We start from the raw sequence: 24586 nt of genomic DNA on the forward strand, positions 1-24586 counted from the left end.
TACTAGCTAAATTCGGCATTTAAGTTAAAAAATTTAGATTTATCTGAGTATTTCAGATTTCAGATACCCCAGCGTTGGTTTTTCAACTCATTGCGTCTTATATCTAAGATTTTTTTCTTATATCTAAGATTTTTTTCTTATAATCATGATTTTTTTCTTATAATCACGATTTTTTTCTTATAATCACGATTTTTTTCTTATAATCATGATTTTTTTCTTATAATCACGATTTTTTTCTTATAATCATGATTTTTTTCTTATAATCACGATTTTTTTGATACTATAGCAATCCTAAATCATTGGTGAAAAGTTAGATCCCCGACAACTTTTACGAAGTCGGGGATCTGGACACCGCGAATTTTAACGAAGTGCCTGTCGTTAATATTGCTGAAGTTAATATTACACTTACTAGTAATTTTTGTGGATTTTACTGAACCAAAATCTAGCCTTAGTAAGGCAAACTAGCTCTAGAACACAATCAAAACAATATATATATGCCTCGTCAAAAACGTACATACCGCGCTCTAGAAAAAGCTGAATTAAGAATTGCTGGACTCAGAGCAATTAATCCTGATATGGATTTTGGAGATGTTCGCAACTTGCAAAATATAACACAAATAAGTCAGCAATTACGTACCAAAATTGATGCTTATAATACTGCTCTGTCTGTAATTGACTCTTCTAAAAGCGAGATGGATGAATTGGAAAAAACTTTAACTGACCTCACCGATAAAATGCTAATTGCAGTTGCATTTACCTATGGTACAGACAGCAGTGAATATGAAATAGCAGGTGGTATTCGCAAAAGCAAACGTACCCGCAAAAGCAAGATAACACCCTTGAGAGCGGCTGCAAAGGAACCAGCCAGTGATAACACTAAAACTGCATAGTCTAGTCTGTATTTAAACTACACGATTAGAGACACAACATTAGACCTCTTGCATAAGTCGAATAGACCCCCCTTTATCCCCCCTTATAAAGGGGGGAAACTTGAAATCTTACCCCCTCCCCAACACATCGGGGAGCCACTGCGTTGGGCGGCTCTGCCGACTTGAAGCAAGTGGCGTGAGGGTTGGGGAGGGGTGATTCAAGGATTTTTGCAAGAGGTCTATTATTCTTTGATGCCCACGTATAGCAATTTTGAGGTAATTAAAGTATATGGTAAGGTAGCACAACTAGCTGTGCTATCTTACAGGAGATTGTGTTTTAAATAGATGAAAAGAGACTTATACTTATTGGCGATCACATACTTCCAAAGTCAATGCCACAGAATCAACTTCGTAAACTTACTCTGTTGTATTTCATGAGGTTTGAAAGAGAACATTTAACTAAAATTACCTGTAGATAAAGTTTCTCTTAATCAAGCAAATTTGTAGTGACGTTCAATTGTTTATCAGCAATTATTTATCAACATAATTTTATAACCTGATGAGCAACTTGAAGACCCAAAAATTAATACTAAGTTTTCATCAGTTTCATAGCGAATTGGTATCAGCTATGTATAATCCTTATTTATTTTATTACAGCTAAATTTAGTATTGGAGTTTAGGGACTTCCAAGTAAAAAATATCCCAAAACTAACACACAAATCTTCTCTATTTATCTTCTCTCTGTGTTCTCTGCGCCTTTGCGGTTCGTTTATTTGGATAATTTATTTCTTGGAAATCCCTTAGACTAACGGTAAGTGATCGTTAGTATCTATCAGTAGGCTTCATCGTATAAAAGTTAACAAAAGTTTTAGCTGCGAATTGTCCAGAAGCTATGTAGAGTAAAAGTAAGACTGTAACTAAAAGTTAGACTAAAATCTAATTTATTCAGGTATTGGTGTGTGAGACAATGCACGATAGATGCAAAATAATCAATTCAATATTAGAAATTGATTATGCCTAGAAGACGTACACCCACCAAGAGAACACAATGAGTTCTACACCAAAGCCATCTAAAAACCGTGTCTTTAGACGAGGCAAACCACCTAAAACTTTGTATCGAATAGATGCTCGACCACCAGAAATGGTCAGAACATACGAGTTTCAACCTTGGGAATCAAATGAGAATCAGTCAGTAAAAGAACATGTTACGAAACTGAAAGGGAGCGCTATGTTTTTACGTAAATCTTGGATAAGTAGGTGGTCATTCTCATTGGCTCTATTTCTGGGAGGAATTTTGTTTGGTGCGGTTTTAACTGGAGCAGTAATGGCATCTCAACCTCATATGCAAGTTGCACTGCAAAACTTATATTCGGCTAGAGAACAGTTAAATGCTGCCACCCCCGATAAAGCTGGGCATCAGGCTAATGCGAAAAATTTGGTCGAGAAAGCAATTATAGAAACTAGAGAAGGGATTGCTGCTGCTCAACCCTGAACGGGTAGGTAGCAGGGTAAGCGCATCTCAAACCCTATTGACACGGTAGTTTTGGGGTTCACCCAAAGCACTGGAGTTTAGACTAGTTCGCGGTTTTAGCTACAACTATAAAAAAGAAGCTGGATATTCTTGGAAACGATTAAACATATACTCAACTCAAGAATTGATTACCTGTGGACTAGATGGAGCGATCGCAGAACAAATTGTTGCACAAAGGCAACAACGAGGTGAGTATAAATCATTGATTGATGTAAAGCAGCGCACTGGATTACCGTTTACTACTTCTCGTCACATAGCTTAAAGATTATAGCGGTTGTCTCATTTATTTTTTGTCAGTCCCTAAACGAGAACCGCTATCTCAAAACGATGAATTAATAATTAGTTCTGACTCCCCACTCCCCAACCTTTTTCCAAGGGAGTTTGACTGTAAATCGACTACCTTTCCCTAACTGACTTTCGGCATGGACAGTCCCACCGTGCAACTCGACAATTTTTTGCACCATTACTAATCCTAAACCAGTGCCTGCTGCTCGACCGATGGAGGGATTTTCAACTTGCACAAAAGGTTGAAATAATTTGAAAAGGTCATCGGAAAGCATACCAATACCCGTATCTACTACGCTGAAAAAGATATATTCATTTGTGGAATTTGGCTGGACTTCAATCCAAACTTTGCCTCCTTCTTTAGTAAACTTGATAGCGTTAGTCAACAGGTTGATAAATACTTGGCGAATGCGACGTTCATCAACTTGGATGGGTTCGAGTTCTTCAGGGACTTGTACACTCAGTTGGATATTTTTTTGAAAGGCTAGATGTTTGACAAAACTGAGACTAGAGTCACATAATCCCTGAATCGAAGTAGCAGCTAGTTGTAGTTCTATCTTGCTGGATTCGATGTCGGTAAGATCAAGGATTTGGTTAATCAATTCTAGTAAATTCTTACCGCTGGATTCGAGCATATTTAGATACTGGCGCTGTTCTTGACTTACAAGGCCGTACACTTGATCTTGCAGTGCCTCTGTGATCCCAAGAATGGAGCTTAAGGGAGTCCTCAGTTGATGGCTGATGTTTCCTAAAAAGGTACTTTTGGCACGATTTGCCACTTCGGCAGCTTCTTTAGCCTCATGCAGAGCGGATTCTGCACGTTTGCGATCGCATACTTCTAAAGTCAGGGCGACAAATTCCGCGATTGAGCTAACGAAGTTTTGCTCACTCAAGTCCCATGTCCGGGGAGTCTCAATCTGCTCATACAATACTGTTCCTACTACTTCGCCCCCAACCCAAATAGAGGTATCAATTAGGGATATGATATTCTTTGGTTCTAGCAATTCATCCGATAATTCTTGTACTCGTAGATCGGTGCGAGCGTCGGTAACGGCGATGGTACGGGCAGATGCCAAGGCTTTAAAGTAGATGGGATAATCTGCAAGATTGCGTTCTAAACCTGCCGAATGTATCTGGTTGCAACGTTCATAGAGACTTATACATTGTAATTTGGTGCGCTCGCCATTGAATAACCACACACCCATTCGTTCTACTTCTAAGGCATTTGCTGCTTTTTGGGTGATGATTTTGAATGCTGTTTCCAGATTTCCTTCTGAAATCGCCCTGTGATTTGCCAGTTCTGCTAGTGCTTGATTATGCTGGGTCAATTTTCGCTCACTGTTAATCCGTTCTTCAATCTCTTGCTTTAATTCTTGAGTTTGCTGCTTAACTTGCAATTCTAACTCTTCATTTTTGGTAGACAATACACTAAAGGTTTTGCGTAATTGCTGCATCGTCTCGTTGAAAGATTCACCCAGCACCTCTAGTTCTTTAATGCCCTGTACTATCACCACTGAGTCTTCGCTATTGGTAAAATCGGCTAAATCTTTTGTTGCCTTGCTGAAGTAGAGAATTGGCTGAGTTATCCACCGTGCGGTGACAATTCCCAGTAAAGTAGCTAGTCCCAATCCTCCTAAACAGAGAAAAATTATAGTTTGAGTGTTGCGAGCAATTTGTTCGATAAAGTCTGCTTCTGAGACAGCCACTATAATCAACCAATTGACATTTGGTTCGCCCTGTAACGGTCTAACTTCTAAAAATTGTCGTTTGCCGTCAAAGAAGAAATCCAGTTGCTGTAAACTTTGAATCTGGTCAAAGTTACTAAATTTAGTTGCTAAATATTTAGCGCTTGCTTGAGTAAAAGAATTCCCGCTCTGGGAAGCTGCTAATCGAATGGGTTTACCATTTTGGACGCGGAATGGTTCTTCCGTTGTGGAACTTGCTACTAATAGCCCCGATCGCTCGATAATAAAAACTTGCCCAGATTTACCAACTTTAATATTTTGCAGCAAATCCCCAATCTGTGATATATGAGTTAGAGTGCTGTTGACTCCGAGTAATTGACCTTGGGAGTTATATATAGGAAGAGAAGCATTAATTAGAAGCGTTGGTTCGGTGAGGGGTGTAAAAATCCGACTAAAGCTGAATTTTTTGGCGGTGACTGCTGCTTGATAATCAAGATGCGATCGCGCATCATAGTTTTTGATCACCTCTGGTAGTTGGATACGTTGACCTTGAGGGTCAATTCTGTAAGTGTAGAGGTCGTACCCAGTTGACTTATCAGCAAGTCTTAGCAAAAATTGGCGATCGTTGAGCTTCTGGATTGCTAAGTGTTCTTGCTGTTCATTGCTTGCCGTTAAGGCGATCGCATCAGGAAAAATCTCTAACTGCTTTATTAAGTATGACTCCCAGTTTGCAAGATTTTCCATCTTCAGCAACCCGATGTCAATGACATTTTGATTACTGCTTAGTATTTGACGCGGGGTTAAGAGATAAGTCTGTAAATTCTGCTCTACTTGATTGGCGACTTGACGACGCAATTCGCTGGCTACCTCATTGACTGCCTTTTGCCCGTTATTAATTGATAAGTATGCAGTTAATCCCACAGCTAGCAAGATTTGCAGCAGAAACAACGCTACCAGGATGCGACTTAGGGGTACGCCTTTAAATAGGGAAAAAGCACTACTTTTTCCAAAATTTTTCTTCATCTGCCCACTTCCCCTGCTCCCGCTGACTGTCCTGTAGTACTGAGTACAACACCTCGACTTGGCACTAGTGTGGGCTTATGCATAGTTTGTACTCCGTCGGGTCAAGTGCCAATATACCACTTATGGTAAAAGAACAAAACATTACCCCGTGTGCAACTTTCATCCCAAATCTAACCATCAACCCTAACCCTTGTAGCGTTGGGGAGCATGAATCAAAGCTAAAACTCTTAAAGTGGAGAGCAGATAATAATTTCAGCAGTTAAATATTTAGGCAAAGCCTCAATGAATGCATTCCCATGCTGAGTATGGGAACGAGGAGAAGCCTCATCAAGTTAGAATACCATAATTCAGTAATCCTGGAAGAACCTCTCCTTCCACCCCTCTTTTCGTAGGAGAGGGGAGTTGAGCTAACCCTTCCCTACTAGCGTTGGCCGCTGGGGGGTTAGGTTTTTGATTACTAAATTGATGCTCTAGGTTTGATATGAACCGGATTGAATCTGATCCCTTCTTGCTAATTTCAATTAAAAATAAAAAACAAAAATAATTTCAGATTATACTGCCTGTTTGTCAGTGCGATAAATTATATTCTAAAGCTGATGAATATGAAAGAAATTGAGCAAAAACCCGATCAATTCGTTTCTAGTTGAAATTTATTAGTTCTTACTTCCGTTATTAAGTAAATATAACTCTAGACAGATGAAATTTGAAACGTTACTGTTGTTAGTAACGTATTTTTTCTGTGTTTAGGCAACATTCAAGTCTAGGCACTAGAGAAAAGGAGTTAATCACTAAAAGATTACTCCTAATTGTACTGCATCCTACCCACAGCTAGCCTCAAGACATAGGTTATATTACTCATGCTCAACGTATCCACTCATAATTCTCAACAAAATCAGCAACTGATTGACACTACTGACTGGAACGTTATTGAAACGAAGTTTGACCCAACGCAATTGCACCACAAAGAAACCGTCTTCACCCTTAGTAATGGGTTCTTAGGAGTGCGGGGTACGTTTGAGGAAGGGTATTCCCAGGATTTACCAGCTACACTCATCCACGGTGTTTATGATGATGTCACAATTGCTCATACCGAACTTGTGAACTGTCCCAACTGGCTGCCATTGGTAGTGAAAGTAGCAGGCGTTCGCTTCAGCATGGACAGTGGTGAAATTCTCAACTACGAACGTCGGCTTGATCTGCGTTTAGGTTTAGTTAGCCGTGATCTGCGATGGCGTAGTCCTAGTGGTCATACCCTCGATTTTCACTTCGAGCGTTTCGCCAGTTTAGCAGATCAACACGTTTTGGCGATTCGCGCTCAAATTACATCCGTAGACTTTGAGGGTGAAATTACCGTCGAAGCAGGATTTGACAGCGAACCAGATACCCAAGGCGTTAAACATTGGCGAACCTTAAACCAAGGTGGCATAGATCAGATTATCTGGCTAAATAGTCAAACCCTCTACTCAGGTATTGAACTTGGGATGGCTGCTAAGTTAGTTGTAGATGGTGAGGAAACTACACCCGTAGGGATCGAAAATGCTTCTAGTTCTTCCACTTTGACAACCACCTTTGAGTTATACCCAGGAAAAACAGCGACTGTCGAAAAGATTGTCACCCTGTTTACTTCACGAGAAACAGAAGTCCCGATCGCAGCCGCCTTAGAAAGACTCGCTGATGAACCCAGATATACTACCCTATTGGCAGCTCACATTGCTGCATGGGATCAAGTGTGGCAAGACAGTGACATTATTATAGAAGGCGATCGCTTGGCTCAGTTAAGCGTCCGTTACAATCTCTTCCAATTACTAGCTGTTACACCGCGTCACGATAACCGAGTCAGCATCGCTCCCAAAACCCTCTCCGGTTTTGTTTATAGCGGACACATCTTTTGGGATACGGAAATATTCATCCTTCCCTTCCTCACCTTAACTCAACCAGCCCTAGCGCGTAATTTACTCACTTACCGCTACCACACCTTACCAGGAGCTAGACGCAAAGCCCAAGAAGCAGGTTATCAAGGAGCGATGTTTGCTTGGGAAAGTGCTACCACTGGTGATGAAGTGACTCCGCGCTGGGTGCCAACTCCCAACGGTGAATTAATCCGCATCTGGTGCGGTGACATTGAAGTGCATATCACTGCTGATGTCGCCTATGCAGTTTTACACTACTGGCAGACTACCAACGATAATGATTGGATGCGGGATTATGGTGCGGAAATTATCCTTGATACGGCTGTTTTCTGGGAAAGTCGAGTGCAGTGGAACCAAGAGCGCCACAGCTATGACATCCTAGATGTGATTGGCCCTGATGAAAATCACGATCGCGTCGATAATAATGCTTTCACCAATCTCATGGTACAGTGGCATTTGCAGTCAGCTTTGGCGCTGTGGGACTGGCTCAAACAAGCTTACCCTGAAACCTCAGCCCAACTGGGGCAAAAACTCAACTTAACCACAGAGCGTTTGCACCGATGGGTGGAAATTCAAGAGCGTCTATTTATCAATGAAGATGTTCAAACAGGTTTAATTGAGCAGTTTGAGGGCTTCTTTAAGTTAGAAGATGTTAACCTTGGTGATTACGAACCGCGCAGCAAATCTCTACAAAGTCTTTTGGGAATCGAAGCCACAAACCAAAAGCAGATTCTCAAGCAGCCAGATGTATTGATGCTTCTGTACTTACTGCGCGATCGCTACGACCATAACACCCTTACCACCAACTGGGACTATTACACCCAGCGCACCGACCACAGCTATGGTTCTTCATTAGGCCCAGCCATTCACGCCATCTTAGCTTGCGACCTTAATCAACCAACCGAAGCCTATACGCACTTTCTGCGATCGGCTTTGGTAGACTTGGAGGATGTCAGGCTCAACGCTGCCGAAGGAATTCACGCCGCCAGTGCTGGAGGAGTATGGCAAGCGGTAGTTTTCGGGTTTGGCGGGATTCGGATGACTCAATTTGGCCCCGTCGCCTGTCCCAACCTACCACCTAACTGGACGCGTTTGAAGTTTCGCCTGCAATGGCGTAACGAGTGGTATGACTTCGACTTACAAGCCGAAACAGAAGTCAAAGTTCCCACCTTGGCAGATACACGCTGGGAAATTTAGTGGAGTTATCTTCGACTTGGATGGAGTTTTAACCGATAGCTAAGAGTTTCATTAGTAAAAGCGACAGTTTAAAAGTTGATTCTTGTAAGGTTGTGCGTCTAATTGCCAACGATACAGCGGTTTTGAATTGAAAACCGCTGTATTGACTAAAAAAGGGCGTTACTGAATAGCCCGCCTTTGACCAAATAATTATGAATTCATAATTCATAAATTTTAGACACTGTACAGAGCAAGCAGGCTCCACTCATTAAATCAGTGGTCGAAAACAGAGCGTCGAGAGTTCAGAGCTAATACGCTATAAGAAATTATGAATTATATTGATGTGTTCTCTGTGCCTCTATGGTTAAATAAAAGACTTTTAAACCACAGAGACGCGGAGGGCGCAGAGAGAAAAAAGAGATTTTTCGAGTTACTTTGAAAGGGCTAGACCTGAATCCTTAGCAATATTTATAGAAGTCAAAGTCGAAACTTCGTATTTTACTTTTAGTGTTATTATTTCTTGCTTAGAGATGTAATCATAAATAAAAGATTATATGAATTATAGATTTAGTTCTATTCAATAGTACTTACTTAGATAGTTGGCTGCGATACATAAACTTTTATTTATACCTGCAATATAATATTTATTTAATAATTTGCCTTTCGGAGTTAACTATTTTGTTTTAAAAGCAAGTAAACTAATTTGAACAAGGGAAAGCTACCTCCTCGGTAGACTTCAATCAATTAATATAAGTCATTAGGTTTATTAAAGATAGTTGATATTGCCTTTTCTTCAAAGAAAGCTTGAATTGGCACGACTATCATAGCTTGATATATCTATTGATAATGCAAGATAAATTTGTTTATCTTTGCTTAATTTGTCATAGCTATAAACAATAAAATTCATTTTGAAGGAGACTTGATGACAAAATTTTTTAATCAAATTTCCCGCCGTAAGTTTATCTTAACTGCCGGAGTATCTGCGGGTACTATGTTCCTGAAAGGCTGTTTAGGAAATCCCCCTGACAACCTTACTGGTAATAACTCTCAAGTTGTCCCAACTGCTCAGACAGTTGCTAATATTAGCCCTGAACAAAAACCAGAAACTACGAAAGTCAAGCTGGGATATATCCCGATTGTAGAAGCTGCTCCTTTAATTATTGCTAAAGAAAAAGGCTTTTTTGCTAAGTATGGTATGACTGATGTTGATCTTTCTAAGCAAGCTTCTTGGGGTTCAGCACGGGACAATGTAGAAATTAGTTCTGCGGGAGGTGGTATTGATGGCGGTCAATGGCAAATGCCAATGCCGCATCTAATTACAGAAGGTTTAATTACCAAAGGCAATCAAAAAATTCCGATGTATGTGCTGTGTCAGTTAATTACACATGGTAACGGAATTGCGATCGCCAATAAGCACCAAGGTAAAGGTATCAGTTTGCAGCTTGCTAGTGCTAAATCTCTGTTAACGCAACTTAAATCCTCAACACCTTTCACTGCTGCATTTACCTTCCCCCATGTCAACCAAGATTTATGGATTCGCTACTGGTTAGCAGCTGGCGGCATAGATCCTGATGCAGATGTCAAGCTGCTTACAGTACCTGCGGCTCAAACTGTCGCCAACATGAAAACAGGAACAATGGATGCCTTTAGTACAGGCGACCCCTGGCCATATCGTCTTGTTGAAGAGAAAATTGGCTACCTAGCAGCATTAACCGCAGAGATTTGGAAGAATCATCCTGAAGAATACTTTGCCATGAGAGCCGACTGGGTTGACAAAAATCCCAAGGCAACGAAAGCGATACTCAAGGGCATCATGGAAGCACAGCAGTGGTTGGATAATTTTGATAACCGCAAAGAAGCAGCGCAAATTCTGGCTGGACGAAATTATTTTAATCTTCCCTCACCGGAAATTCTTGCAACTCCATATCAAGGCAAGTATGACATGGGAGATGGGCGCAAAATTGATGATAAATCAATGGCAGCTTATTACTGGAAAGATGAGAAAGGTAATGTTTCTTATCCCTATAAAAGTCATGATTTATGGTTTATAGTCGAGAACGTCCGTTGGGGATTTTTACCACAAGATTACATCACGAATAATGCTGCAAAAGCTAAAGAACTAATCAATCAAGTCAATCGTGAAGATATTTGGAAAGCAGCTGCTCAAGAAGCTGGTATTGCTGCTGCTGATATTCCGACAAATACATCTCGCGGTGTAGAAGAATTTTTTGATGGCATCAAATTTAACCCCGAAAAGCCAGAAGAATATTTGAAAAGTCTCAAAATTAAAAAAGTTTAGTAGAGACGCAATTAATCGCGTCTGTACAAGCCAAATGACGCGATTAATCGCCTCTGTACAAGCCAAATGACCAATGACAACTAATCAGAAGAATAAAGCATCATGACAATAGCCCAAAAACGCCCTGTAACCCCTAGATTTAATAACAGCTTTATATCTCGTCTGCAAAAGCAATTTCCTGACATTGTACCGCCAACGATCGCGATCGCCATCTTCCTGATTCTTTGGCAACTGTTCGCTTTCACTCCTGGTGCGACATTACCAGGCCCAATACAGGTTATTCAAGATACCTGGGTACTAATTTTCTGGCCCTTTTATGACAGAGGTGGCATAGATAAAGGTCTGTTTTGGCAGATTTGGGCCAGTTTACAACGAGTTGCTATCAGTTATACCGTAGCAGCGATCGTTGGTATTGGCTTGGGCATTTTGATTGGGGTGAATAAAACCATGTCCAAAGCTTTAGACCCCATCTTTCAACTACTGCGGACTGTACCACCCTTGGCTTGGGTTCCCATTTCTCTAGCAGCCTTGCGACAAAACGAACCAGCCGCTTTATTCGTAATATTCATCACCGCAATTTGGCCCATTTTACTTAATACTGCCGTCGGCGTTACCCAAATTCCCCAAGATTACAACAACGTTGCCAAAGTCCTGCAACTTAGCCGCAAAGAATATTTTATTAATATTCTGATTCCTGCCGCTTTACCTTACATTTTCACCGGCTTGAGAATTGCGATCGGTTTAGCTTGGTTAGCGATTATTGCCGCCGAAATTGTTATGTCCGGTATCGTTGGAATTGGCTTTTTTATCTGGGACGCCTATCAAAATAACAACGTCAGCGAAGTGATATTGGCTCTAATTTATATTGGCGTTGTCGGTTTACTGCTAGATAAAATGATGGGTTGGCTTCAAAACAAGATTTTACCAGCAGAACAGAAATAGTCATTAGTCAGCATAATTCGTAATTCGTAATTCTTACCCCACGACTGAAGTTGGCAACATAATTGAGAAATAAATTTATTTATCTCTATAAATAAAGTCAGGGGCTTGTACCTTGAATTACTTAGCTTGCTTCTCGTCGGAGGCGAGAATTACGAATTAGTAATTATTTAGTCGTTGGTCTTTATTTATTTTAGGACTTACGCAAAAACCCTCTCAAACTCTCATTCCTCTGTGACCTCTGCGCCCTCTGTGGTTCGTTTTCTGTTACCCGTGCGTAAGTCCTATATTTGTAAGAAACTAAAAAATAAAGACCACGTACCAATAACTAATGACGAAAGACAAAGGACAAAGGATAAATAAATTATGTTTGTAGCTGTTGATCAAATTGAAAAAGTTTTTGAATTAACTGGTGGTGGCAAATATATTGCCCTTAAAGGAATCGACCTCCAAATTAAAAAAGGAGAATTCATTTCTTTAATTGGTCACTCCGGTTGCGGCAAATCTACTTTATTAAATATGATTGCGGGTTTGGATTTGCCCACTGAAGGTCTTGTGACTTTAGAAGGACGAAGAATCATCAAACCAGGCCCAGACAGGATGGTAGTGTTCCAAAATTATTCGCTACTACCTTGGCGGACAGTTAGAGAAAATATTGCCCTGGCGGTAGATTCAGTAATGAAAGGCTTGCCAGCCCATGAACGCCTAGCGATTACTGAAAAACATATAGATATGGTGGGTTTGCGTCCCCATGCTGACAAACAGCCGGGAATGTTATCTGGGGGACAAAAACAACGAGTTGCGATCGCTCGCGCTTTAGCAATTCGCCCCAAGTTGTTACTATTAGATGAACCCTTTGGTGCATTGGATGCACTCACACGCGGTAATTTGCAAGAACAACTCATGCAAATTTGCGAAGAAAATCAAGTCACTGCTGTGATGGTTACTCATGATATTGATGAAGCGGTGCTGTTGTCTGACCGAATTGTCATGCTAACCAATGGCCCCGAATCCAAAATTGCGGAGATTTTGGAAGTGGATATTCCTAGACCCCGCAAACGGATGGAAGTTGTAGAACATCCCAGCTATTACAGCTTGCGGAGTGAAATGATTTACTTCCTCAATCAGCAGAAACGCATCAAGAAAATTCGGGCGCGGAAAACTGCGGATATCGCTCGTCATGGATTGGAAAAAGTTAATCTAGAAATTGGCTTTTTGCCGCTGACTGCTTGCGCCCCGTTGGCTGTTGCCAAAGAGAAAAATTTCTTTACCAAGCATGGTTTAGATGAAGTCAACCTCGTGCGAGAAAGTAGCTGGCGCGGCATCGTTGATGGCATGACTGGCGGTTACTTAGATGCGGCTCAAATGCCTTCAGGAATGCCGATGTGGTTAACACTGGGAGGACATAATAACCAACCCCTGCCTGTTGTCACCGCCCTTACCATGACTCGCAACGGTAACGCCATTACCTTAGCAAAACGCTTTTACGACCAACGTGTACAAACCTTATCAGACTTCAGAAATCACCTGATTCTCACCCGCGAACAAAGACACACAATGGGGGTAGTACATCCTGCATCCATGCACAACTTGCTACTGCGTTACTGGCTAGCGGCTGGAGGAATCGACCCCGATAGCGATGTAGATATGAAGACCATTCCCCCAGCGCAGATGGTAGCCGACTTAAAAGCTGGAAGCATTGATGGTTACTGTGTCGGCGAACCTTGGAACTACCGCGCGGCTGTGGAAGGTGTCGGCTTTACCATCGCTACCGATTTAGAAGTTTGGCTGGGACACCCCGGTAAAGTTCTCGGTGTGCGGGAAGATTGGGCAGAAAATTATCCAAATACGCATATCGCCTTAACCAAAGCTTTGTTAGAAGCTTGCCAGTATTGTGCAAATCCTGATAATTCCCAAGAGATTCGCCAAATTTTAGCAGGGCGAGAGTACGTCAGCACTGATTTAGAATACATTCAACTTGAAGATCCAGATAGTCTTACCTGTGACTTAGACCATCCGTTGCGGGACTATGCCCATCACCAGTTTTATTCTGAGTCTGCCATTAACCGCCCCAGCCGCACCGAACAAATTTGGATTATGAGTCAATTGGCGCGTTGGGGTGACACTCCGTTTCCCAGAAATTGGGTAGAAGTTGTGGAAAGGGTATGCCAAGTTCGTGTCTTCAGTACCGCTGCACGAGAATTAGGTTTAGATATTAGCTACATTCGCCAACCCATCAAACTGTTCGATGGTACTCCCTTTAACGCCGATGATCCAATAGCGTATCTCAACAGTTTGCAGATTAAACGTGATTTTTCAGTCGCGGAAGTTGTTCTTGATGCACCTAGAAGAAGACTCGCTTCATAAAAAAATCGTCAAAGAAAGAGGGAGTGGAAGAAGTAGCACATCACGCACGAACCTCTGAACTTCATTAATGAGTATTTGAACTGGATGAATCCAGCTTTTATCTCCGTTAATGAGTCTTTGAACTGGATGAATCCACCTTTTATCTCCGTTAATGAGTATTTGAACTGGATGAATCCACCTTTTATCTCCGTTAATGAGTCTTTGAACTGGATGAATCCACCTTTTATCTCCGTTAACGAGTCTTTGAACTGGATGAATCCACCTTTTATCTCCGTTAATGAGTCTTTGAACTGGATGAATCCACCTTTTATCTCCGTTAATGAACTTTTAGGTCGCGGCGAGTAGTCCCCAATTTTTAATCCTCAGTCCCCAAATACCATGCAAAACCCCAACTTGACAGCTACAAATACACTAGGAAAACCATTCGCCACTGCAACCACCAGCCGCCAACCTTTTCTAGAGATCAAAGACGTTAGCAAAGTCTATCCCACAAAGAAAGGCCCCTTCACCGTACTTGATGGCGTTAACCTCAACGTAGAACAGGGGGAATTTATTTGTGTCATCGGCCACTCTGGCTGTGGCAAATCGACATTGTTAAATATGGTATCGGGTTTCAACTTTCCTACCTCTGGGCAAGTATTGCTAGAAGGAGAACCCATTACCAAACCCGGCCCAGACAGGATGGTTGTCTTTCAAAACTATGCCTTGCTACCTTGGCGAACAGCTTTTGAAAATATCTACTTAGCTGTTAACGCCGTTTATCCCAACAAACCACAAGCCGAAAAAAGAGCGATCGTGCGCGATCATTTGGCAATGGTGGGACTAGCTGATGCGATGGAAAAGAAACCAATGCAAATGTCAGGCGGTATGAGACAAAGGGTTTCTATTGCCCGTGCTTTGGCGATTCGTCCCAAAGTCTTAATTTTAGATGAACCTTTTGGGGCTTTGGATGCAATCACTAAAGAAGAATTACAGGAAGAATTGCTGAAAATTTGGAATGAGAACCGCTGCACAGTGCTAATGATTACCCACGACATCGATGAGGCATTATTTTTAGCAGATAAATTAGTAATGATGACTAACGGCCCTCATGCAAAAATTGGCGAAGTCATGGAAATTCCCTTTTCTCGTCCACGCGATCGCGCCCGGATTATGGAAGATCCACAATACTACCAACTGCGTAATTATGCCCTAGATTTCCTCTTTAATCGCTTTGCCCATGATGATGTCAACTAGCAGCTTTTCAATTTGATAAAGGTTAGCGGGCTGCATTTATGCCCGCTTTTGACATTACTAACGTCTTGTGCTTTGTTTGTTTATATTTGGTTTGCGATCGCTTTGACCCGATACCATAAAAGAAAAGTGGTGACTTTTGTCAACCACTGGCGTCATTGGATATAAGAAAATCGAACCAAATCTTAAATATGAAAGTTTATAAAGAAGATTTGCAATGGGCTGCTTCCCAAGGTTTAATCTCCCCGGAACAAGTGAATGCACTTTGGGATGCACTGTCTGAGCGTAACAGCGATCGGCCTCAATTTAATTTTGCCAATGTAGCTTTTTACTTTGGCGCGTTGATTGTGATCTCTGCCATGACTTGGTTTATGGTACTGGCTTGGGAGTCGTTTGGCGGTGGCGGAATTTTTCTTTTAGCCAGCATTTATGCCTTTTGCTTCGTCATTATGGGTAGAAGGCTGTGGTTCGACCAAAATCTGAAAGTTCCTGGAGGACTGTTATTTACAATCGCAGTTTGCATGACTCCCCTAGCGATTTATGGACTGCAAAGATGGACAGGATTTTGGATTCAAGCCGATCCGGGAACGTATCGTGATTACTATCATTGGATCAAAGGCAGCTGGTTTTTCATGGAAGTGGGAACTATCATTGCGGCTTTAGTTGCACTCAAGTTTGTGCGGTTCCCGTTTTTGACTGCTCCCATTGCTTTTTCGCTGTACTTCATATCGATGGATTTAACACCACTGCTATTTGGTAAAACTGATTTTAGTTGGGAGCAACGACTATTAGTTTCTATGTGGTTTGGTATCGCGTGTTTAATCGTTGCGTACCTAGTCGATATTCGCACTCGCAGGCGGGATGGAGATTTTGCTTTTTGGCTGTATCTGTTTGGATTAATCTCTTTCTGGTTTAGTCTTTCTCTCATGGGAGATAGTAACGAATTCCAAAAATTTATATATTGTTTGATTAATTTAGGCTTAATGGTGCTGTCGGTATTATTGAGACGAAAAGTTTTTATCGTCTTTGGGGCAATAGGTGTATTTGGATATTTTGGATACCTTGCCTCTACAGTTTTTAATAATGCCGTACTATTTCCGGTTGTGCTGACTATTCTGGGAATATTTGTGATCTATTTGGGTATTTTGTATCAACGCAACAGCCAAGCTATTGAGCGTTTCTTTGAAAGCTTACTACCAGAACAATTGAGACAAATTTTACCGAGAGATTAAGAGGTAACTAAAAAAGATGTGGGGACGCCAAGATGCAAACAGGGATATCCTTATATCCCCTTCAAGCATTAGCTCTATTACAATACAGATGTCCACTGTGCTGTCCATCCACGTAAATCCAGAAGATAATCGATGAGTAATCAACTACAAGACTACAATCCTAGCGGCGTAGGTGAAATAAATGGCAACCTCTTAGGTTTACCCTGCGATTACGAGTCTGCAAACTTGATTGTCTTTGGTGTGCCTTGGGAAGTCACTGTTTCCTATGGTGCAGGCACAGCTAACGGCCCACAGAGAATTCTAGATGCTTCGACTCAACTAGATTTGTTCGATTTCGATAACCCTAATGGTTGGAAGCAGGGAATTTTCATGGTGGAAATCCCCCAGGATATTTTAGAGAAGAATACATACTACCGCGCCTTGGCAGCAAAAATTATCGAGCGATTAGCCGAAGGGAAACAACTCTCAGATACACCAGATTTAACACCTGTGCTGACAGAAATTAATCAGGCTTGTCAACAGGTTAATAAATGGCTGTTAGAAAATTGTCAACAAGCAATTAACAATGGTAAGCGAGTTGCAGTCATTGGTGGAGATCACAGTTCGCCGTTAGGTTATTTCCAAGCATTAGCGGCTAAATACGCAGACTATGGTATTTTGCACATTGATGCCCACGCAGATTTACGCGATGCCTATGAGGGATTTGAGTTTTCCCATGCGTCTATTATGTTTAATGCGATGAAAATACCGCAAATTTCCAAGCTAGTGCAGGTGGGTTTGCGTGATATTAGTCATGATGAAGTGCAAATGATTGACCAATCTAGCGATCGCATTATTGCATATTACGACCCAGCCATTAAGCAAAAGCTTTACTCTGGAACAACTTGGATTGATTTATGCCGACAAATTATCAGTCATTTACCTGAGTCCGTTTACATTAGCTTTGATGCAGATGGTCTAGATCCAAAACTCTGTCCCAGTACAGGTACTCCTGTTCCAGGTGGATTGGAATTAGAGCAGACTTTTTGTCTGTTCCGAGAATTGGTAAATAGTGGGAGAAAAATTATTGGCTTTGATATCTGCGAAGTCGGTGATGCTGAGTGGGATGGTAATGTTGGAGCGCGGGTAGTTTACAAGCTGGCAAACTTGATGGATTTGTCTCAGTAGAAAATATATCCTAATTTGTAGTTAAAAGACAAATAAGTGGAGTAATCATACAAATACATTGGTAGGGGCAGCAATACTGTGCCCCTACAATAAATCTATATGTATCAAGGTTTGTATGAAATGGTATTAAAAGTGCGACGCCAAATAGAATAGCCCGTCGTAGACATCGCTCTACCTCAACAACTCAAAGCTTGTACCTTTTAACACCAATTGTCGAGTTATAAGGGCGTAAGCGTAGCCCGTTGGAGACACAAGCCGCTACGTGTCTGTGCTTTGTTTAGTTTATATTTGCTTTGCGATCGCTTGCACCCATTACCATAAAAGAGGAATCAGGATTTTTATCAGCTAACCATAGTTGGTGTTTTAGATAAAAGTTTGATCGCGGCAAAATATCTAACTTTTTGTATTTGATTTTAATTTTGTTATGTGCAGTTATGTAACTTGATAGCTATAGCTTTCCACATTGCCCAGCTTCTATCCAAGATTCTTGTGTATAAATATGCCAGAAACTAAATCAAGTTCTCATACACATACAAACACATCAACCAAAGCTGAGACCTTAGCTGCATCTGTTGTCTCCTCTTCTGCTCCTCAGGAAATCTACGATGTTGTAGTGATTGGCGCTGGTCCTATTGGGTTAGCAACTGCCATTGGCTTACGTAAACGTGGTATTGAAAATGTGCTTGTTGTCGATCAAACTCGCGCCTTTCGTGAAGTTGGACAAGGATTGGATCTACTCCCCAATGGATTACAAGCTCTCAAACATTTAGATCCTAACGCTTACGAAGAAGTCAAAAAAATTGGACTTGGTTTCTTGAATTCCAAGCAGTTCAATGACCAGAAAACTGTCGAACCGACAATAGGGCAACAACCGGCAAAGACTTCACCTCGATGGGCTTACAAAGATTTACAGGGGCAGATAATTCAGTCAATCTCGCTTAGTTTCGATGACTGGTTTAAAGATTATGGCGAGGGTCGAGTGTCAATTTCTTGGTACAATTTGCAGACAATCCTCAGACAGCTACTTCCCCAAGACCGAGTTAAAGCTAATCATCGTTGTATTAATGTTGTGAATGAGCCGGAAAACGGTTGTGTCCGCATAGATTGTGTAGCTAACACAGGAATAGAAGCCAACCCCTATGCGTATTGGACAGATGGCCAGAAACATAATGACACGCAGACCCAAAACTCAGATATTGCCCCCCAAGAATTAGCAACAAAATCGATTAGAGCTAAACTAATTGTTGCAGCAGACGGGATTAATTCTACAGTTCGGAGGCTGCTTTACACAGATAGTCAATACCATGATTTTGCCCGACCTGAATACTCTGGATTTGCAGCTATATTTTGTAGGGAAATAGCTGAGATAGCAAAGGAACTGTTGACGAAATTAGAAGAAGATTTCTTTCACAACTCACCACTTGTAACAATCACTAATAATGAAATATCTGGAAATTCTGTTTGTATAAATAACATCAGCATAATTTTATTTCGCAGACCAACTGGTGAAATAGGGTACATAATACACCTTGCTTTACCTTTAGACTCGTTGCAAGGAAAGTCTGAAAGTTCTTTAATTGACTTAGCTCTCCAGGAGTTCGAGAAGGCAGGCTTTCCTGATCCACTTAAGCAATTAGTACGTATATCTCCTCCTGCCAAGATGCAGCAGCGTCCATACTATATTCACCACGCTACCATTTCGGATTCTCCACAAGTTTCTAGCCCAACTGACCTCAATATTGAAGCTGATCCTGCCAAAATTCCACCGGCCTGGAGTGTAGGGCGAATCGTATTAGTTGGCGATGCCGCGCACGGAATGCCTCCCTTCATGGCTCAAGGAGCTAATCAAGGATTTGAAGATGCACTAGTAGTTACAACACTCATCGCTAAAATTGCTGAGGAGAATAATTGGGATGATCCGCAAGCTATAGCCAAAGCTTTCGAGAAATATGAGTGTCTTCGTCGCCCATTGATGGCATACGTCCAACAGGCAACATTAAAGCGATCGCCCTACTCGTCAGACAAAGAGTGGCAAGAATACGCCCAACAGGTGTATTGCCGCAATTTTGATCAATTGATAGAGGGGCTGTTGTAGATACATATAGCAGTCCTATCTGATTTCGTTCAAATTCGTGGTGTCCAGATCCCCGACTTCTCATATAAGTCGGGGATCTAACTTTTCACGAATGATTTAGGATTGCTATAATTCTTTTTTCTGCTTTTGCCGGACGTGACAATACTACGTTATTTGAGAGGCAACCGTCAGTTGCCTCTAACTTCGCTCTCTAATAATAATTATTATTACTATGAAAGTGAATATTTAATTTTCTGAAAGTTCTATGTAATTGCGGTCTTGGTGCATTCCCCTCTTATCCAGGTTCGTCAATATTTAGATGTGTTTACCTTAATCATGAATAAGCGTAGGTTTTTAATCTCTATTTTCATAACTATGAATTATGAATTACCTCAATCATCTTCTAGCTTCAGCAATTGTTCATCAAGAGTTTGTATCCGCCCGCGCACAATTTCTTCTGAGAGAATTCGCTTCCGCATTGCCTCATTGAGTGCTCCTTTTTCTGCCAGCAGTAAACGCCGACGAATAGCATCAAGTTTACTGCTGTTGCCACTTTTGCCTGACAACTCATCAGGACGACGATTATAAAGTTCCCGTAGTATCTTTTCTGCACCAGCAATTCGTACCTGATAAGCTGAACGCATCTCTTCATAAACGGCTTTTGGTAACACCCCTGATTTCAACAAGCTATCTAATTCATCTTGTGCTGCCTTACCTGTCATCAACTGGGCTTGTAATTCTTCAACCTGTTGTTGAGCTTCTGAAAATTTAGATAATTTTAAGCGTTTTACCACCCAAGGCAAACTTAAACCCTGTCCTACCAATGACACCAGCACACTGCCGAAGACTATAGCAATGAGGACTTCTCGCCCTGGTAATGTAGTGGGTAAGCTCAATGCCAGAGCCATTGAGAGTGAACCTTTGATGTTGCCTAAAAACAGTAAATGTTGCCAGCGCAGGGGAATTGGGCGGTCAAACCAACGAACCACTGCTAGCAGTGGATAGACCGTAAGAACTCGCCCGACTTGATAAGCCAAAACTGCAAGTAGAATTGCAGGTAAAGTCCTCCAGAGCGTTACCAGGTTTATTTGTACACCAATCAGCAGAAAAATAAAGGTGTTGACGGTAAAACTGGCATATTCCCAGAAACTCAATAAGGTGATGCGAGTAGAAGCAGAAGTATTGCCAGAAAGCCCTAAATTCCCGAAAATTAATCCAGCTACAACTACGGCGACAGCACCTGATACATCTATAAATTCTCCAGCCTGGAAAGTGCCTAATGCAACTGCTACCGTCAGTAATAGACTGCTAAGGGGATCATCCAAACGGGCGAATACAGGTATGCTCAAGTAGCCTAAGACTAACCCCACTAGGCAGCCTCCTAGAGAGATAAATAGGAATTGTTGGATTCCCTGTAGTAAGGTGAGTGAACCTGTCGAATATACTTGTAAAACCAGGTTGAACGTAACTAGGGCAGCAGCATCGTTAAATAGGGTTTCTCCTTCAACGATGGTGGAAAGCCGCGAGGGCACCGGTATTTCCTTAAAGATGGCAATCATTGAAACTGTATCAGTATTTGCCAGCATTACTCCTACAAATAAGGCAGGTATCCAACTCAGTCCCAGCCCAAATTTCAACAGGACGGTAATAATACCACTGGAAAGCACAGCCCCTGGCCCAGCTAGAAGGGCAATTGGTTTAAAGGTGCTGCGTAGGCGGCTGACATCTGTATTAATACCAGCTTCAAAGAGGAGAATTGGCAGGAAAAGATTCAAAACAAGGGTTGGATTTAAACCAATCGGACGAGATAATAGCTCAGTGATCGGCAAACCTGCTAATACTAAACCCACAACATAAGGAATTCGCAACCGCCGGGATAGCAAAGCTACACCTGTAGCAACGATTAGGAGAATAATTAAAACTTTGACTAATTCTGTAACATCCACTATTGCGTTTTGGAAAGTTATTTTGACTTGACTGATAGATTCTCGCCTCATTCATACCAAATTAGCAAGTTCAGCGTCTGGGTTCGGAATGTCGAATTTCCTCTACTTGACCAACTTCAAAAAAAATTAGAGTGAATGGTTGCCTTTTATGGGAACTAGGACGGGTAGAAATAGGAGTAGGAACTTTAGTCTCGACCAACGAAGGGATAGAAGCATCAATTAGTAAGGGTGTGGACGAACTTAAAGAATGGGTACAACAGACACAGCCAAACATACACTCAGATGAGACTCCTTGGCTAGTTAAAGGTGTAAAAGAGTGGTTGTGAATTTTTGCTCATACAGAGTTTGCTTTGTTTCACGCAGCAGAAACTCTTGACAATATCAGCTACCGCGTTATTGGGCTGGGTTTTCCGCTCCTGACCATTGGCATTATTGCTGGTGGAGTATAGGCAAATGAAGCTTGGGGTTCTTACTGGAGTTGGGACCCAAAAGAAACTTGGGTGCTAATCACTTGGCTAGTTTTTGCTGCCTACCTCCACGCCCGGATTACTCGTAGTTGGCAAGGCTAGTAAAGCCTATGTTTTGTCGTTTACAGAAGCGATCGCTAATGAATTAGAAGGTACAGGTGTTTCTGTGACGGCGCTTTGTCCAAGGCCTACAGAATCTGGTTTTCAACAAAGAGCCGCAATGGAAGACTCAAAGCTGGTAAGCGGTCAAAAGATTATGACTGCAGAAGCAGTAGCCGAGATCGGCTATCGTGGTCTATTGGAAAACAAAACTGTTGTTGTTCCTGGAATTAAAAATAAGCTACTGGCTGAATCCGTAAGATTTACTCCCAGAAAGCTAGTGACTAAACTAGTTAGAAACATGCAGGAAAGCAAATAAGTTGTAACGCAAGGACGCGGTGAAAGAACCCCCGCGTCCTGTTAATTTAATCCCCTTGTGGATGCTCATCCCACAAGGTTGTCAGTTCTCGTAAACTTTGATGATTGCCATTGCCCAAAATCAGATGATCTAATACCGCAATGCCCAAAAGCTGCGCCCCTGCTAACAACTGACGCGTTAACTCTATATCTTCGTGGCTTGGTTCAAGGTTCCCAGAAGGATGGTTGTGAGCAACTATTACCCGCGTTGCACCTTGGCGAATAACTTCCCGAAAGATTTCACGGGGAGAAGCTAGGGTTTCGGTTGCGGTGCCAATAGTAATTACTTGCGTACCCAGTAAACGATTCTTCACATCTAACAGCACCACTGCAAAACGTTCTTTTGTTTGCCACATTAAATCTTGACTGAGGGTAGCAGCAGCAGCAAGTGGGCTATCAATTAATGTGCCATCTAAAGGTCGAGATTGAAAGGCGCGTTTGCCCAATTCAATTGCTGCTAAGATACTTGTCGCCTTAGCTGGGCCAACACCAGAAATTTGCATCAACTCAGCGGGGGTAACTTCTCGCAGAACTACTAAAGGATCACGTTGATGTTTGCCTAATTCGCTCAAGATATATTGTCCCAAACCCACAGCAGATAATTTTCCCGGCCCTTGACCAGTGCCTAGAAGAATTGCAATTAACTCCGCTGTGGCTAAAATTTTAGCACCGTGTGTCATTAGCCGTTCACGCGGACGCTCATTTGTAGGTAGGTCGGCAATTCTAAGGCAATAGGTCATAAACTAAGATAATCGTCACCACACATCAAACTATCCTTAGTTATCCCTTGTTTGCTTTAGAAATCATCTTTATTTGAGAAAATCTTTAATCTTGGGAAATTTTATCTATTTCTGCACATCATGTTTTCGGAGGAATAAAAGTCAATTTTTTAACGTAGACGCGGAGCGGCTTGCCACAGGCTACCGCCAAGGCGCAGAAGATGCAGAGAGAAGAAAGAAATGTTTAACTGAACTGTATTGCGTCAGGGGGTTGCTTCGTCGCAATCCAAACATCGACATCATTCGAGTCCAAAATATAGATTTGTCGGGTAAGGATGATCCGGCTAGATTAGAGTGGGCAGCCTAAGAAGATAGAAGTTTTACACACTTATGATGTCTTTAAGGTTACCTACTATACTTGCAAATGGATTGCAAAAGGTCAACCGATACTAGGTGTAAGAGAGGTTACAATGACTGCTGATGATAGAGCCTATGAGTTAGACATCCTAGAAAAAGTAATCAACACTTATTTAGATAAAACTGTACCAGTTACAGAAGAGGGTTTAAATTCTCTAGTGTCCAAACACGATGAAACAGTCTGGAAGATAGCTACAAAAATTTATAGCGAGAGCGGACACAAGGTTGAATTTTCTCTAGTGCGTGATATTGTTAACTCCCATATCGAAGTCTTGAAAATGCACGTAGCGACTGAGAAAGCAGCAGCATATAAGCGCTTACAGTGCCAAAAAGTTGAGGAAGCTCGACGAGTCGCACAAGAAGCTCAACAAGCAACAGAGGCAGAGAATCACAGGCAAAATCGATTGATAGAGTTGGCTAAAAAGTTAGATGAGTCCGGTAGAGACAAGAGTATGTCCGATCTTTTTGTTAAAGTTCTAGATATAGTCAGTGAACAGTTGAGCGTTGATGAGTTGGATAAAGTAAGTTTGACTAGTCACATCTGTAACGATTTAGGGGCAGATGAGCTTGATACTGTTGAGCTTGCAATGGCACTTGAAGAGGCGTTTGATTTTAATATTGAAATACCTGAGGACATATTAGGGTCAGTTAAAAAATGGCCTCCGTCATATAGCAATGATTATTTCGGTGATTCAGTTCCTGTAGCTTGCACTGTTGGAGAACTCTTGGACTACATTCACAAGCAAATCTCTACCTAAAGATTAGCTGTTAGCATAGTGCGTAGTTTACCG

Annotated in this window: 16 protein-coding genes and 3 pseudogenes; 16 read left to right on the forward strand and 3 right to left on the reverse strand. The window is 41.7% G+C overall.

Annotated elements, in window-relative coordinates:
* The first annotated feature begins 494 nt into the window (after positions 1-494).
* The 3 genes from V7K40_RS24225 (at position 495) to V7K40_RS24235 (ending at position 2662) form a co-directional block, all read left to right on the forward strand.
* Positions 495-890: a hypothetical protein gene (locus V7K40_RS24225; protein ID WP_334964247.1), complete on the forward strand. Its 396-nt coding sequence runs from the start codon at positions 495-497 to the stop codon at positions 888-890.
* Positions 891-1917: 1027 nt separating this feature from the next.
* Entirely contained in the window at positions 1918-2361 is a 444-nt protein-coding gene (locus V7K40_RS24230; RefSeq protein WP_334964249.1) for a hypothetical protein, read from the forward strand.
* A 163-nt stretch (positions 2362-2524) separates the two neighbouring features.
* Complete coding sequence (locus V7K40_RS24235; protein ID WP_334964250.1) at positions 2525-2662, forward strand: hypothetical protein; 138 nt, start codon at positions 2525-2527, stop codon at positions 2660-2662.
* Positions 2663-2732: 70 nt separating this feature from the next.
* On the opposite strand, the gene V7K40_RS24240 is transcribed toward V7K40_RS24235, so the two are convergent.
* Positions 2733-5393 carry an ATP-binding protein gene (locus V7K40_RS24240; protein WP_334964252.1) on the reverse strand — a complete coding sequence of 887 codons (2661 nt, stop codon included), beginning with the start codon at positions 5391-5393 and terminating at the stop codon, positions 2733-2735.
* Between the two features lie 857 nt (positions 5394-6250).
* On the opposite strand from V7K40_RS24240, the gene V7K40_RS24245 reads away from it, so the two are divergent.
* The 9 genes from V7K40_RS24245 to V7K40_RS24285 all read left to right on the forward strand — a co-directional run bounded on the left by V7K40_RS24245 (position 6251) and on the right by V7K40_RS24285 (position 19811).
* Positions 6251-8500: a glycoside hydrolase family 65 protein gene (locus V7K40_RS24245; RefSeq protein ID WP_334964254.1), complete on the forward strand. Its 2250-nt coding sequence runs from the start codon at positions 6251-6253 to the stop codon at positions 8498-8500.
* A 901-nt stretch (positions 8501-9401) separates the two neighbouring features.
* Positions 9402-10778, forward strand: a complete 1377-nt coding sequence (locus tag V7K40_RS24250; RefSeq protein WP_334964256.1) for a CmpA/NrtA family ABC transporter substrate-binding protein — start codon at positions 9402-9404, stop codon at positions 10776-10778.
* Positions 10779-10880: 102 nt separating this feature from the next.
* Positions 10881-11720: a nitrate ABC transporter permease gene (gene ntrB, locus V7K40_RS24255; protein WP_334964258.1), complete on the forward strand. Its 840-nt coding sequence runs from the start codon at positions 10881-10883 to the stop codon at positions 11718-11720.
* Positions 11721-12083: 363 nt separating this feature from the next.
* Positions 12084-14084 carry a nitrate ABC transporter ATP-binding protein gene (locus V7K40_RS24260; protein WP_334964260.1) on the forward strand — a complete coding sequence of 667 codons (2001 nt, stop codon included), beginning with the start codon at positions 12084-12086 and terminating at the stop codon, positions 14082-14084.
* A gap of 84 nt (positions 14085-14168) precedes the next feature.
* Complete coding sequence (locus V7K40_RS24265; RefSeq protein ID WP_334964262.1) at positions 14169-14429, forward strand: hypothetical protein; 261 nt, start codon at positions 14169-14171, stop codon at positions 14427-14429.
* Positions 14430-14462: 33 nt separating this feature from the next.
* Positions 14463-15320: a nitrate ABC transporter ATP-binding protein gene (locus V7K40_RS24270; RefSeq protein WP_334964264.1), complete on the forward strand. Its 858-nt coding sequence runs from the start codon at positions 14463-14465 to the stop codon at positions 15318-15320.
* A 188-nt stretch (positions 15321-15508) separates the two neighbouring features.
* Positions 15509-16549, forward strand: coding sequence for a DUF2157 domain-containing protein (locus tag V7K40_RS24275; protein WP_334964266.1), 1041 nt, complete (start codon positions 15509-15511; stop codon positions 16547-16549).
* Between the two features lie 132 nt (positions 16550-16681).
* Entirely contained in the window at positions 16682-17716 is a 1035-nt protein-coding gene (speB, locus tag V7K40_RS24280; protein ID WP_334964268.1) for an agmatinase SpeB, read from the forward strand.
* Between the two features lie 499 nt (positions 17717-18215).
* A complete protein-coding gene (locus tag V7K40_RS24285; RefSeq protein WP_334964270.1) occupies positions 18216-19811 on the forward strand; it encodes an FAD-dependent monooxygenase in 1596 nt (531 codons plus the stop codon).
* A gap of 371 nt (positions 19812-20182) precedes the next feature.
* Here the strand turns inward: V7K40_RS24285 and V7K40_RS24290 are convergent, their stop codons facing one another.
* Positions 20183-21736, reverse strand: coding sequence for a sodium:proton antiporter (locus V7K40_RS24290; RefSeq protein WP_334964272.1), 1554 nt, complete (start codon positions 21734-21736; stop codon positions 20183-20185).
* A gap of 143 nt (positions 21737-21879) precedes the next feature.
* Here V7K40_RS24290 and V7K40_RS24295 point away from each other — a divergent pair.
* The 3 pseudogenes from V7K40_RS24295 to V7K40_RS24305 all read left to right on the forward strand — a co-directional run.
* A pseudogene (locus V7K40_RS24295) lies at positions 21880-22059 on the forward strand (IS66 family transposase); the annotation flags it as partial.
* Between the two features lie 39 nt (positions 22060-22098).
* A pseudogene (gene ccsA / locus V7K40_RS24300) lies at positions 22099-22302 on the forward strand (cytochrome c biogenesis protein CcsA); the annotation flags it as partial.
* A pseudogene (locus V7K40_RS24305) lies at positions 22277-22621 on the forward strand (short-chain dehydrogenase); the annotation flags it as partial. The pseudogenes ccsA and V7K40_RS24305, both read left to right, overlap by 26 nt.
* Before the next feature lie 46 nt (positions 22622-22667).
* On the opposite strand, the gene radC reads toward V7K40_RS24305, so the two are convergent.
* Positions 22668-23399 (reverse strand): DNA repair protein RadC, encoded by a 732-nt coding sequence (gene radC / locus V7K40_RS24310; protein WP_334964274.1) that lies wholly within the window; start codon positions 23397-23399, stop codon positions 22668-22670.
* Between the two features lie 449 nt (positions 23400-23848).
* Here radC and V7K40_RS24315 point away from each other — a divergent pair, with 449 nt between their 5' ends.
* On the forward strand, positions 23849-24553 hold the full coding sequence (locus V7K40_RS24315) for an acyl carrier protein (RefSeq protein ID WP_334964276.1): 705 nt from the start codon (positions 23849-23851) through the stop codon (positions 24551-24553).
* Positions 24554-24586 lie beyond the last annotated feature (33 nt).

It is taken from the genome of Nostoc sp. (assembly GCF_036917195.1).
Classification (GTDB): Bacteria; Cyanobacteriota; Cyanobacteriia; order Cyanobacteriales; family Nostocaceae; genus Nostoc.

Coding starts and splice junctions, on each gene's coding strand:
- V7K40_RS24270 (WP_334964264.1), top strand. CDS start 14,463: ATGCAAAACCCCAACTTGACAGCTACAAATACACTAGGAAAACCATTC.
- V7K40_RS24240 (WP_334964252.1), bottom strand. CDS start 5,393: ATGAAGAAAAATTTTGGAAAAAGTAGTGCTTTTTCCCTATTTAAAGGC.
- V7K40_RS24250 (WP_334964256.1), top strand. CDS start 9,402: ATGACAAAATTTTTTAATCAAATTTCCCGCCGTAAGTTTATCTTAACT.
- V7K40_RS24265 (WP_334964262.1), top strand. CDS start 14,169: ATGAATCCAGCTTTTATCTCCGTTAATGAGTCTTTGAACTGGATGAAT.
- V7K40_RS24230 (WP_334964249.1), top strand. CDS start 1,918: ATGAGTTCTACACCAAAGCCATCTAAAAACCGTGTCTTTAGACGAGGC.
- V7K40_RS24315 (WP_334964276.1), top strand. CDS start 23,849: ATGACTGCTGATGATAGAGCCTATGAGTTAGACATCCTAGAAAAAGTA.
- V7K40_RS24260 (WP_334964260.1), top strand. CDS start 12,084: ATGTTTGTAGCTGTTGATCAAATTGAAAAAGTTTTTGAATTAACTGGT.
- V7K40_RS24245 (WP_334964254.1), top strand. CDS start 6,251: ATGCTCAACGTATCCACTCATAATTCTCAACAAAATCAGCAACTGATT.
- radC (WP_334964274.1), bottom strand. CDS start 23,399: ATGACCTATTGCCTTAGAATTGCCGACCTACCTACAAATGAGCGTCCG.
- V7K40_RS24285 (WP_334964270.1), top strand. CDS start 18,216: ATGCCAGAAACTAAATCAAGTTCTCATACACATACAAACACATCAACC.
- speB (WP_334964268.1), top strand. CDS start 16,682: ATGAGTAATCAACTACAAGACTACAATCCTAGCGGCGTAGGTGAAATA.
- ntrB (WP_334964258.1), top strand. CDS start 10,881: ATGACAATAGCCCAAAAACGCCCTGTAACCCCTAGATTTAATAACAGC.
- V7K40_RS24225 (WP_334964247.1), top strand. CDS start 495: ATGCCTCGTCAAAAACGTACATACCGCGCTCTAGAAAAAGCTGAATTA.
- V7K40_RS24275 (WP_334964266.1), top strand. CDS start 15,509: ATGAAAGTTTATAAAGAAGATTTGCAATGGGCTGCTTCCCAAGGTTTA.